At 69.0% G+C, this 11,491-nt stretch carries 12 protein-coding genes; 8 read left to right on the top strand and 4 right to left on the bottom strand.

Translation table 11 applies throughout. The annotated features are described in order from the left end of the window. The first annotated feature begins 76 nt into the window (after nucleotides 1-76). The gene (locus tag J8M50_RS08380) at nucleotides 77-1,543 is read left to right on the top strand and encodes a tetratricopeptide repeat protein (RefSeq protein ID WP_010356259.1); all 1,467 of its coding nucleotides are present in this window, start codon (nucleotides 77-79) and stop codon (nucleotides 1,541-1,543) included. A 5-nt stretch (nucleotides 1,544-1,548) separates the two neighbouring features. On the opposite strand, the gene hppD is transcribed toward J8M50_RS08380, so the two are convergent. Further along, nucleotides 1,549-2,694, bottom strand: coding sequence for a 4-hydroxyphenylpyruvate dioxygenase (gene hppD / locus J8M50_RS08375; protein ID WP_010356258.1), 1,146 nt, complete (start codon nucleotides 2,692-2,694; stop codon nucleotides 1,549-1,551). 124 nt (nucleotides 2,695-2,818) lie between these two features. Here hppD and J8M50_RS08370 point away from each other — a divergent pair, with 124 nt between their 5' ends. From J8M50_RS08370 to J8M50_RS08340, 7 genes are all read left to right on the top strand, one after another. Beyond that, nucleotides 2,819-3,286: an Lrp/AsnC family transcriptional regulator gene (locus J8M50_RS08370; RefSeq protein ID WP_010356257.1), complete on the top strand. Its 468-nt coding sequence runs from the start codon at nucleotides 2,819-2,821 to the stop codon at nucleotides 3,284-3,286. Between the two features lie 16 nt (nucleotides 3,287-3,302). Further along, nucleotides 3,303-3,950: an ABC transporter permease gene (locus tag J8M50_RS08365; protein WP_010356256.1), complete on the top strand. Its 648-nt coding sequence runs from the start codon at nucleotides 3,303-3,305 to the stop codon at nucleotides 3,948-3,950. Beyond that, the gene (locus J8M50_RS08360; protein ID WP_040837321.1) at nucleotides 3,943-5,175 is read left to right on the top strand and encodes a betaine/proline/choline family ABC transporter ATP-binding protein; all 1,233 of its coding nucleotides are present in this window, start codon (nucleotides 3,943-3,945) and stop codon (nucleotides 5,173-5,175) included. The genes J8M50_RS08365 and J8M50_RS08360 overlap by 8 nt, the downstream gene beginning before the upstream one ends. Further along, nucleotides 5,172-6,032: an ABC transporter permease gene (locus tag J8M50_RS08355; protein WP_010356254.1), complete on the top strand. Its 861-nt coding sequence runs from the start codon at nucleotides 5,172-5,174 to the stop codon at nucleotides 6,030-6,032. The genes J8M50_RS08360 and J8M50_RS08355 overlap by 4 nt, the downstream gene beginning before the upstream one ends. Then, nucleotides 6,029-6,982, top strand: coding sequence for a glycine betaine ABC transporter substrate-binding protein (locus J8M50_RS08350; protein ID WP_010356253.1), 954 nt, complete (start codon nucleotides 6,029-6,031; stop codon nucleotides 6,980-6,982). Before J8M50_RS08355 ends, J8M50_RS08350 begins: the two co-directional genes overlap by 4 nt. A gap of 96 nt (nucleotides 6,983-7,078) precedes the next feature. Beyond that, nucleotides 7,079-7,657, top strand: coding sequence for an ArsR/SmtB family transcription factor (locus tag J8M50_RS08345; protein ID WP_010356252.1), 579 nt, complete (start codon nucleotides 7,079-7,081; stop codon nucleotides 7,655-7,657). 11 nt (nucleotides 7,658-7,668) lie between these two features. Beyond that, the gene (locus J8M50_RS08340; RefSeq protein WP_010356251.1) at nucleotides 7,669-7,863 is read left to right on the top strand and encodes a hypothetical protein; all 195 of its coding nucleotides are present in this window, start codon (nucleotides 7,669-7,671) and stop codon (nucleotides 7,861-7,863) included. Here the strand turns inward: J8M50_RS08340 and J8M50_RS08335 are convergent. The 3 genes from J8M50_RS08335 to J8M50_RS08325 form a co-directional block, all read right to left on the bottom strand. After that, the gene (locus J8M50_RS08335; RefSeq protein ID WP_010356249.1) at nucleotides 7,853-8,644 is read right to left on the bottom strand and encodes a S16 family serine protease; all 792 of its coding nucleotides are present in this window, start codon (nucleotides 8,642-8,644) and stop codon (nucleotides 7,853-7,855) included. The two genes, J8M50_RS08340 and J8M50_RS08335, sit on opposite strands and share 11 nt — an antisense overlap. Before the next feature lie 82 nt (nucleotides 8,645-8,726). Further along, on the bottom strand, nucleotides 8,727-9,368 hold the full coding sequence (locus tag J8M50_RS08330) for an IclR family transcriptional regulator (RefSeq protein WP_010356248.1): 642 nt from the start codon (nucleotides 9,366-9,368) through the stop codon (nucleotides 8,727-8,729). 317 nt (nucleotides 9,369-9,685) lie between these two features. Next, nucleotides 9,686-11,482, bottom strand: coding sequence for a DEAD/DEAH box helicase (locus J8M50_RS08325; RefSeq protein WP_029184194.1), 1,797 nt, complete (start codon nucleotides 11,480-11,482; stop codon nucleotides 9,686-9,688). Between the last annotated feature and the right edge of the window lie 9 nt (nucleotides 11,483-11,491).

Genomic DNA, 11,491 nt, shown 5'->3' with positions numbered 1-11,491 from the left:
GGCCATCGGTGTGAACCCCACCGCACGAGCCACCGGGTGACGTGATGTGCTCGTCATATCGACGCACAGTAAGCGCATGCACGGGACAACCCAGGGAAACAGCACAGAAAACGTTGCTGAAAACGCCGCACCGCCCCCGCAGAGCCCACAACTCCCCGCCCTCCGCCGCCACCCCCGCCTCCTCACCGCCCTCGCCGCCGCCCTCACCCTCACCGGCGGCGCGCTCCTCTTCCTCCCCGGCGAGTCCGCCCCCGTCCACCGCGCCCCCGCCCCGGCGCCCGGCGCCCTGGCGCACGCGGCCGTCACCACCGGCATGGCCGCGGCCCTCCCGGACCTGACGGCGCTGATCGGCGAGCGCGAGGCGTTCGTACGGCGCCACCCGGGCGACGCCCCCGCGTGGGCCGTGCTCGGCGCGGCGTACGTCGAGCGGGGACGCAGGACCGCGGATGCAACCGTGTACTACCCGAAGGCCGAACACGCCCTGCGCGCCTCCCTGCACGCGTCCCGCACCCCCGACGCCCTCACCGGTCTCGCCACCCTCGCGAGCGCCCGCCGGGACTTCCGGGGCGCCAAGGAGTGGGGCGAGACGGCGGTGAAGGCGGCGCCGAAGCGCTGGACGGCGTACGGCCCGCTGATCGACGCGTACACCGGCCTCGGCGACTACAAGAAGGCCCGCGCCACGCTGGAGAAGCTCATGGAGCTGCACTCGGGTCCGGCCGCGCAGGCGAAGGCGTCGGCGGTGTACCGGGACCGGGGCTGGCGCGAGGACGCGGCGGCCGTGCTGTACGACGCGTCGGCGAAGGCGAACTCCCCCGCCGAACAGGCCGCGTTGCTGGAGCAGGCCGGTCAACTCTCCTGGGAGCGCGGCGACTTCCCCGACGCGCTGCGCCACTTCCAGGAGGCCGTCCGCCTCGACCCCGACCAGCGGGCGGCGCAGGCCGGCGAGGGCAGGGCGCTGGCCGCGCTGGGCCGTACGGCGGAGGCCCTGGCCGCGTACAAGTCCGCGCTCGCCGGCCAGCCGCTGCCCGAGTACGCCCTGGAGCTGGGCGAGTTGTACGAGTCGCTGGGCCTCGCCGAACAGGCCCACGCCGAGTACGAGTTGCTGCGCGCCCGCATCCGCCAGGACAGCGCGGCCGGGGTCGACAACGAGCTGCTGCTCGGCCGGTTCGAGGCCGATCACGGTGACCCGGAGGCGGCGGTGACGCGGCTGCGTGCCGAGTGGCGCCGCCAGCCGGGCATCGCGGTCGCGGACGCGCTGGGGTGGGCCCTGCACCGGGCGGGGCAGCACAAGAAGGCCCTCTGGTACCTGTCGATCGCTACGGACGGTACGAAGGGCGGCGGGGTGCGCAGCGCGTCGTACCTGTTCCACCGGGGCGCGGTCGAGCGGGAGTTGGGGAAGTACGGGCCCGCGCGCAGGCACCTGAAGGACGCGCTGCGGATCAATCCGAGGTTCTCGCCGCTGTGGGCGCCCCGGGCACGGGCCGCGCTGGAGGCGCTGGGTGAGCCGCCGGACGTGTCCGTGCCCAAGTCCCGTAAGGGGTAGGCGGGTTACAGGTTGCCGCGCTTGGCCTGCTCGCGCTCGATGGCTTCGAAGAGGGCCTTGAAGTTGCCCTTGCCGAAGCCCATCGAGCCGTGGCGTTCGATGAGTTCGAAGAACACGGTCGGGCGGTCCTGGACCGGCTTGGTGAAGATCTGGAGCAGGTAGCCGTCCTCGTCGCGGTCGGCGAGGATCTTCAGCTCGCGCAGGGTGTCGAGGGGGACGCGGGTGTCGCCGACCCACTCGCCGAGGGTGTCGTAGTAGGAGTCGGGAGTGTCGAGGAACTGAACTCCCGCCGCCCGCATGGCCGTTACCGTCGCGACGATGTCGTTGGTGTTGAGGGCGATGTGCTGGACGCCGGCGCCGCCGTAGAACTCCAGGTACTCGTCGATCTGGGACTTCTTCTTGGCCAACGCCGGTTCGTTGATGGGGAACTTGACCTTCAGGGTGCCGTCCGCGACGACCTTCGACATCAGGGCGCTGTACTCGGTGGCGATGTCGTCGCCGACGAACTCCTTCATGTTCGTGAAGCCCATGACCCGGTTGTAGAAGCCGACCCACTCGTTCATCCGGCCGAGCTCGACGTTGCCGACGCAGTGGTCGACCGCCTGGAACATGCGCTGCGCGGGCGTCCCGACAATGAGGGTCGTCGACGTAAACCCTGGGAGGTACGGGCCGTCGTAGTCCTGGCGTTCGACGAGGGTGTGGCGGGTCTCGCCGTACGTGGCGATCGCGGCGAGGACGACGGTGCCGTGCTCGTCCTTCAGCTCGTAGGGCTCGGCGAGGGAGCGGGCGCCGTGCTCGACGGCGTAGGCGTGGGCGCGGCGGGCGTCCGGGACCTCGATCGCGAGGTCGATCACGCCGTCGCCGTGCGCGGCGACGTGACCGGCCAGGAAGCGGCCCCAGTCCGTCGTGGGGCGGACGACGGAGGTGAACACGAAGCGGGCGGAGCCGCTCTCCAGGACGTAGCTCGCGGTCTCGCGGCTGCCGGTCTCCGGTCCGCGGTAGGCGGCCAGGCGCATGCCGAAGGCGGTGGAGTAGTAGTGCGCCGCCTGCTTGGCGTTGCCGACGGCGAAGACGACCGCGTCCATTCCCTTGACCGGGAAGGGGTCGGCCTGCCGGGCGGTGTCGGGAGTGTGGTGTGTGGTCTGCGTCATACTTCAGGGTCACTCCGGGCTCGCAAGCTGCGCAACAGTTCACGATTCAGCTGGGCAATATGCTCGGTACTAGAGCGCTAATACCGCCCTCTCTGTACAGGATGACCATCGAGGAGACCGGGCCATGGGGATCGACCGGCTGGACGGGCGGATCATCGTGCTGCTGGCGCGCGAGCCCCGGATCGGGGTGCTGGAGATGTCCCGGCGGCTCGGGGTGGCGCGCGGGACGGTGCAGGCGCGGCTCGACCGGCTTACGTCGAATGGAGTCATCCGCGGATTCGGCCCCGAGGTCGATCCGGCGGCGCTCGGCTACCCGGTGACGGCGTTCGCGACGCTCCAGATCCGCCAGGGCCAAGGGCCCGCGATCCGGGCGCACTTGAGCTCCGTACCCGAGGTCCTGGAACTGCACACGACGACCGGCAGCGGGGACATGCTGTGCCGGCTGGTCGCGCGGTCCAACGCGGATCTCCAGCGGGTGATCGACCTGGTTGTCGGTTTTGATGGCATCGTCCGGGCCTCCACCGCGATCGTGATGGAGAACCCGGTGCCGCTGCGGATCATCCCGCTGGTGGAGGAGGCGTCGCGCGAATGAGCTGAGGTGAAGGTGTGTGAGCTTCTGGGAGTACCTCGACAACCGGCATGAGCAACTGCTCGCCGACGCGGTGCAGCACGCCAGCGCGGTCTTCCAGTGCATGCTGCTCGCGACCGTCATCGGGATCCTGATCGGGGTGCTCACCTACCGCAGCGAGTGGGCGGGCAACCTCGCGACCACCACGACGGCGACCATCCTCACGATCCCCTCGCTGGCCATGATCGGCCTGCTCGTCCCCATCGTGGGACTGGGGGTAGCCCCTACGGTCGTAGCTCTCACGTTGTACGGGTTGCTCCCCGTCGTGCGTAACTCCATCGTCGGACTCCGTGGCGTGGACCCCTCGCTGGTGGACGCCGCGAAGGGCATCGGGATGTCCCGTCCGGCGCGGCTGGTGCGGGTCGAGCTGCCGCTCGCGTGGCCGCCGATCCTGACCGGCATCCGGGTCGCGACGCAGATGCTGATGGGGATCGCCGCCATCGCCGCGTACGCCTCGGGTCCGGGGCTCGGCAACGAGATCTTCCGGGGGATCACCTCGCTCGGCAGCAAGAACGCGCTCAACCAGGTCCTCGCCGGCACGCTCGGGATCGTCGTCCTGGCGCTGCTGTTCGACGCCGCGTACGTCGTCATCGGGCGGCTCACCATTCCCAGGGGGATCCGTGTCTGAATCCTTGGGTGCCTCGATCGAGCTGGAAAATCTCAGCAAACGGTATCCGGGCAACCCCAACCCGTCCGTCGACAACGTGAACATGGAGATCAAGGCGGGCGAGACGGTCATCTTCGTCGGCCCCTCCGGCTGCGGGAAGTCGACGACGCTGAAGATGATCAACCGGCTGATCGAGCCGTCCGGCGGGCGGATCCGGATCGGCGGCGAGGACGTCACCGACATCGACCCGGTGAAGCTGCGCCGCAAGGTCGGGTACGCGATCCAGTCGTCCGGCCTCTTCCCGCACATGACGGTCGCTCAGAACATCGCGCTGGTACCGAAGATGGTGGGCTGGCCGAAGAGCCGGATCAATGCGCGGATCGACGAGATGCTCGACCTAGTCGGACTCGACCCGGGCGAGTTCCACGGGCGTTACCCACGGCAGTTGTCCGGCGGGCAGCAGCAACGCGTGGGCGTGGCACGGGCGTTGGCCGCCGATCCGCCCGTCCTCCTCATGGACGAGCCCTTCGGCGCCGTCGACCCCATCACCCGCGACCATCTTCAGGACGAACTCATCCGGCTCCAGCGCGAGTTGCACAAGACGATCGTCTTCGTCACCCACGACTTCGACGAGGCGATCAAGCTCGGCGACCGGATCGCGGTGCTGCGCGAGCGGTCCCACATCGCGCAGTTCGACACGCCGGAGGCGATCCTCACCAACCCCGCCGACGACTTCGTGTCCGGGTTCGTCGGCGCGGGTGCGGCGCTCAAGCGGCTCAACCTCACGCGCGTACGGGACGTGCCGATCACCGACTATCCGACGGTCACCGTCGACGATCCGCTCCAGGTCATCTTCAACAAGCTGCGCGACAGCGGGACCAACGAGATCCTCCTCCTCGACAAGCGCGGCCGGCCCTACAAGTGGCTGCGGCGCGGGGACTTGATGCGGGCGAAGGGTTCGCTCGCGCGCGCCGGGACGCTCGTCAACGACACCGTGACGCGGGACGCGACGCTGCGGGACGCGCTGGAGGCCGTCCTCACCGACAGCTCGGGGCGGGCGGCCGTCACCGGGCGGCGCGGGGAGTACACGGGGGTCGTCGACATGGAGACGCTGATGAACTCCGTGCACGAACTCCTGGAGGCGGACCGGCTCGAAGCGATGGAGCACCAGCACGAGTTGGAGGAGACGCGGGCGGCTCAGACGCACGCGGAGCAGGAGGGCGACGGCGGGGAGGAGAAGGCGTGAGCACTCCGAAGGCACACTCCCCCGAGACCGAGGCCGAGGCCGACGCCGGTTCCGACACCGATCCCGGTGCCGCCGCCGGTTCCGCGACGTCGGCGCCCGAGACGTCCGGCAAGGCCCAACCCCGTATCGGCTGGCCCAAGTTGACCGTCCTGCCCGGCTTCCTCGTCGCCCTCCTCCTCGGCACCTGGCTCTGGTTCCAGCAGGCCGACCTGGACCCGATCTCCGAGAACGCGCTCTCCGGCGGCCAGGTCTCCAAGGCGCTGTGGCAGCACGTCCGACTCACCGCGATCTCAACCTTCTTCGTCCTCATCATCGCCATCCCGCTCGGCGTCCTGCTCACGCGCGGCGCGCTGCGCCGGGCCGCCCCGGTCGTCATGGCGATCGCCAACATCGGCCAAGCCACCCCGGCCATCGGCCTGTTGGCGCTCCTCGTGATCTGGCTCGGCATCGGCGAGAAGGCCGCGCTCATCGGGATCGTCGCGTATGCCGTCCTGCCGGTCCTCTCCAACACGATCGCCGGCCTGCGCGCGAACGACCCGACTCTCCTGGAGGCCGCGCGCGGCATCGGCATGTCCCCCCTCGGCGTCCTGTCCCGCGTCGAACTCCCCCTCGCCGTACCGCTGATCCTCGCGGGCGTCCGTACGGCGCTCGTCCTCAACGTCGGTACGGCCGCGCTGGCGACGTTCGGCGGGGGTGGCGGGCTCGGGGTGCTGATCACCACCGGGATCACCAACCAGCGTATGCCCGTACTGGTGTTGGGCTCGATCCTGACGGTGGCGCTCGCGCTGCTCGTGGACTGGCTGGCGTCGATCGCCGAACTCCTGTTGCGGCCAAGGGGATTGGAGACGGGCCGATGAGACGTGCGATCACCCTCCTCACCGCCGTGTCCGTGCTCTCCGCCTGCGGGCTGACGTCCGGCTCCCCCATGGTCGACGACGTCGAACCCGGCACGATCGGGCAGGGCAAGCCCCTCAAGGGGGCCGATCTGACGGTGACTTCGAAGTCCTTCACCGAGAACCTCGTCCTCGGCGCGATGATGGGCATCGCCTTCCAGGCCGCCGGCGCGCACGTCCTCGACCGGACCGGCATCCAGGGGTCCATCGGGGCGCGCGAGGCCGTCAAGAAGGGCGACGCGGACGGGATGTACGAGTACACCGGGACCGCGTGGATCACCTACCTCGGCAACAGCAAGCCGATCACCGATCCGCGGGCCCAGTGGGAGGCCGTGCGCAAGGCCGACGCACACAACGGGCTGACCTGGCTGGCCCCTTCGCAGGTCAACAACACGTACGCGCTCGCCATGAACCGGTCCGCCTACGAGAAGTACCGGACCACGAACCTCTCGCAGGTCGCCGCGCTCGCCAAGTCCGACCCCAAGGCCGTATCCCTGTGCGTCGAGAGCGAGTTCGCGAACCGGGCGGACGGGTTGCCGGGGATGCAGAAGGCGTACGGGATGAGTGTGCCGTCGTCCCGGATCACGCAGATGGACTCCGGGATCATCTACACGCAGACCGAGAAGGGGCACTGCACGTACGGCGAGGTGTACACGACCGACGGGCGGATCAAGGCGATGGACCTCGTCGTGATGGAGGACGACCGGCACTTCTTCCCCAACTACAACGCGGCGCCCGAGATCAACTCCAAGGTGATGAAGAAGTGGCCTGCGATCGCTGGGGTGTTGGACCCGGTGTCGGCTCGGCTGAACAACGCGGTGGCTCAGGAGCTGAACGCGAAGGTGGATGTCGACGGGGAGGATCCGCATCAGGTGGCGCTGGAGTGGATGAAGGAGCAGGGGTTCGTGAAGTGAGGTGAAGTGAGGTGAGGGGGAGGCGACTTGGACTTACAAAGGGTTCGTTGCAAAAAACCCTTGCAGAGGTTTCTTTGCAACGCTACCTTTGCATCCATGACCGACCCTCAGCACTCCGAGGTACGCACGATCGACGCCCGCTCCCTCCGAGGGCTGGCACACCCACTCCGTATGCAACTCCTGGACGCCCTCCGCTTCGGCGGTCCGGCGACGGCTTCCCAACTCGCCGAGAAACTGGGCGAGTCCAGCGGCGCCACCAGCTACCACCTCCGCCAGCTCGCCGAGTACGGCTTCATCGAGGACGACCCCGAGCAGGGCAAGGGACGCGAGCGCTGGTGGAAGGCCAGCCACACCGGTCTGATCTTCGACGACGACCTGCTCACCAACGCCGATCCGGCCGTACGGGGAGCGGCCGACCTCTACATGCACGAGGTCGCGACCAAACACACCCGGGAGCTGTCGACCTGGCTGGGCAACCGCGCCTCATGGCACGAGGAGTGGAGTCGCACCTGGGACATGAGCAGCACGACCCTGCGGCTCACCCCGGATCAGGCGCAGGCGTTCATCGAGGACATCCATCGCGTGTACGAGGAGTACCGCAGCCGAACCGTCGACGAGGACACCCCTGGGACCCAGCAGGTCCGCGCCCACAGCCACGTCTTCCCCCTCACCTGAGAGGCATCCCCGTGTATCACCCCGACTTCCACCTCTCCCTCCACCACCAACGCACCGCCGAACTCCAAGCCTCCGCCACCACCCACCGCCTCGCCCACACCCCCACCCCTGCCTTAAGAGTCCGCCTCGGCTGGACCCTCGTAGAGCTCGGCCTCCGCCTCGCCGCACACCCCCGCCCCCTCCCCCGCCCCGCGATCAGCAGCTAGGCACATTCCCCTTCCCCGTCTCCAACGCCTTCAACGACCCCACCGCCCCCTTCAGATCCGTCACCGGAACCAACCGCAGCCCCGACGGCAGCTCGGCCTTCGCGTCGGAGCACTCGGCCTTCGGTACGAGGAACACCGTCGCCCCGTCCCTCCGCGCGGCCTGCGTCTTCAGCGACACCCCACCCACCGCGCCGACACTCCCGTCCGCGTCGATCGTCCCGGTCCCGGCGATCACCCGCCCCCCGGTCAGATCCCCCCCGTTCCCGTCCCCGTCCAGCTTGTCGATGATCCCCAACGTGAACAGCAACCCCGCGCTGGGCCCGCCCACATCGGACAGCTTGAGATCAACCTTCACATCCTTGGACGACCGCCCCAGAAACTTCAACGCGGCCTCAGTGGCGGCATCTTGGGACTGCTCCATCTGCTGCGTGTTGTGCCGCTCGATCTCCTTGACGGAGTCCCCGCTGGGATAGACGGAATCGCGGGGCATGACAGCGGAATCCGTACGGAACCACCCGTCGAGGACGTCACTCAGCGATACGTCGGTATCAGGCCCGGTCGCGACGATGGTCGTCATCCGCAACTCCCCGGACGTCTTCCGCACAGGCGCACCGGACACGGTGATGACGGCCTCCCCCTTGTTCTCACCCAGCACATCGGCAGTCATCCCAGGCTGAGCGATGGCAAAGGGCAACGGCGCGAACACAGCGACACCGAGCAACGCGACAAGGGGAACACCGCAGACGGCAACGGCCTGAAAACGCGTGAGACGAGAGAGCACGCCACAAATCTAACGTGACGGGATGTACCTCAGACGTACCCCCTACCTCAGGGGTAGGCGCCCCGTACCTCGGAGGTACCCCCTACCTCAGCGCCTCCGCCACCTCCCGCGCCGCATCCACCACCCGAGGCCCCACCCTCTCCGGCACCGCATCCGCCAACATCACCACCCCCACACTCCCCTCCACCCCCGTAACCCCCAACAACGGCGCAGCAGCCCCACTGGCCCCCACCTCAAGCTCCCCCTGCATCAAACAGAACCCCGGCTCCCCCGCGCCCTTCCGCCGCCCGGCAAGGATCGCCATCCCCGCGGCCCCCCGATCCAACGGATGCCGAAACCCAGCCCGATAGGCAACGTGATAATCGGTCCACGTCGGCTCCACCACGGCCACGGCAAGCGCATCGGCACCATCCACCAACGTCAGATGAGCGGTGGCCCCGATGTCCTCGGCCAACGACCGCAGCGCAGGCAGCGCAGCTTCCCGTACCAGCGGATGCACCTGCCGCCCGAGCCGCAGCACCCCGAGCCCCACCCGAGCCCGCCCCCCGAGATCCCGCCGCACCAACGCGTGCTGCTCCAGCGTCGCCAGCAACCGGTACACCACGGTCCGGTTGACGCCCAGCTTGTTGGACAGCTCCGTCACGGTCAGCCCATGATCCGTGTCGGCCAGCAACTTCAGAACCCTGAGTCCCCGATCGAGCGTCTGGGAGGTCTCCGCGGTCACGACGCCCACTCCTTACGGTGATGACGCGCGACCCCCACACGGCGACCGCGTCATCGAGTCCCGTCGCTGACGCGCTGCAGAGGCCGCGATCGGCAGCCGGACCCGGCGTTCCGGGCCCGTTCGCTACACGGCTGCGCTCTGCGGCGCCACTGCCACAGGGCGTGTGCGTAGCGGGACAGTAACGGGGAGGGTTCGCTGAGCGGAAGACTCCGTCCAGAATCCGGTCAATGACCGGTATGGACTACTTGTAAATGTCCGGATACGCGGGACCCCTTCCACAGGGGTCCCACAGGCCCGCCACCCATACGCAGGCCCGGTCACTTCATGCGCGTGGCCCACTCCTGGACCTTCGCGATGCGCTGCCGCAGCTGCCCCCCGGTCGCCTCGGCGCTGGGCGGCCCCCCGCACACACGCCGCAGCTCCGTGTGGATCACGCCATGCGGCTTGCCGCTCTGATGGACGTACGCGCTGACCATCGTATTGAGCTGTTTCCGCAACTCCATCATCTCTTTGTGGGATACGACGGGCCGCCGCTCGGCGGGCAGTTCGAGGAGGTCGGCCTCGGAGTCGGGCCGCTTCTTGCTGTGCGCGATCTGCTTGGCCTGACGTTTTTGCAGCAACAGTTGCACCTGGTCGGGTTCGAGGAGCCCGGGGATGCCCAGATAGTCCTGCTCCTCCTCGCTGCCCGGGTGCGCCTGCATGCCGAACTCGGCGCCGTTGTACATGACCCGGTCGAAGACGGCCTCCGACTCCAGCGCCTCGAACTTGAACTCCTCCTGCTCGCCGGTGTCCTCGTCCTGCTGCTTCTCCGCCTCCGCGAGGAGCTTGTCCTCCTCGGCGTACGGGTCCTCCTCGCCGCCCTTCTTGGGCTTGTCGAGGGCGTGGTCGCGCTCGACCTCCATCTCGTTGGCGAAGGTCAGCAGGTCGGGAACCGTCGGCAGGAACACGGACGCGGTCTCGCCGCGCCGCCGGGACCGTACGAAGCGGCCGACGGCCTGCGCGAAGAACAGCGGCGTCGAGATGGTCGTCGCGTACACGCCGACCGCGAGGCGCGGGACGTCGACGCCCTCGGACACCATCCGGACGGCGACCATCCAGCGGTCGTTGCTCGCGGCGAAGTCGTCGATGCGCTTGGACGCGCCGGTGTCGTCGGAGAGGACGACCGTCGCCTTCGTACCGGTCAGCTCGCGGATCAGTTTCGCGTACGCGCGCGCGGAGTCCTGGTCCGTGGCGATGACCAGGGCGCCGGCGTCGGGGATCGCCTTGCGGACCTCCGTCAGCCGCTGGTCCGCCGCGCGCAGCACGCTCGGCATCCACTCGCCGCGCGGGTCGAGCGCCGTACGCCAGGCCTGGCTGACCGCGTCCTTCGTCATCGGCTCGCCGAGGCGGGCCGCGATCTCGTCGCCCGCCTTCGTGCGCCAGCGCATGTTGCCGCTGTACGACAGGAAGATCACCGGTCGGACGACGTGGTCGGCGAGCGCCGAGCCGTAGCCGTACGTGTAGTCCGCCGAGGAGCGGCGGATGCCGTCCGTGCCCTCCTCGTACGTCACGAAGGGGATCGGGTTCGTGTCCGAGCGGAACGGCGTACCCGTCAGCGCGAGCCGCCTCGTCGCCGGTTCGAACGCCTCCAGGCATGCCTCGCCCCACGACTTCGAGTCGCCGGCGTGGTGGATCTCGTCCAGGATCACCAGCGTCTTGCGCTGCTCGCTGCGGTTGCGGTGCAGCATCGGGCGTACGCCGACACCCGCGTACGTGACGGCGACCCCGTCGTACTCCTTGCTGAGCGGGCCCGCGCTGTACTCGGGGTCCAGCTTGATCCCGACGCGCGCCGCCGCGTCCGCCCACTGCTTCTTCAGGTGCTCCGTCGGTGCGACGACCGTCACCTGCTGGACGACGTGGTGGTGCAGCAGCCACGACGCCAGCGTCAGCGCGAACGTCGTCTTGCCGGCGCCGGGTGTCGCGACGGCGAGGAAGTCCCTGGGCTGGTCCTGGATGTACTTCTCCATCGCCCCCTGCTGCCAGGCGCGCAGCTTGCTCGCGGTGCCCCATGGCGCGCGGCCGGGGAAGGCGGGAGAGAGGTGGTGGGACGAGGCAGAGGCGGCGGTGGTAGTCACGGTCTCCGG

The organism is Streptomyces acidiscabies (genome assembly GCF_020010905.1).
Lineage (GTDB): Bacteria > Actinomycetota > Actinomycetes > Streptomycetales > Streptomycetaceae > Streptomyces > Streptomyces acidiscabies.
Note: the sequence above shows the minus strand (reverse complement) of the source record. Positions and strands in the feature narration are given on the sequence as shown.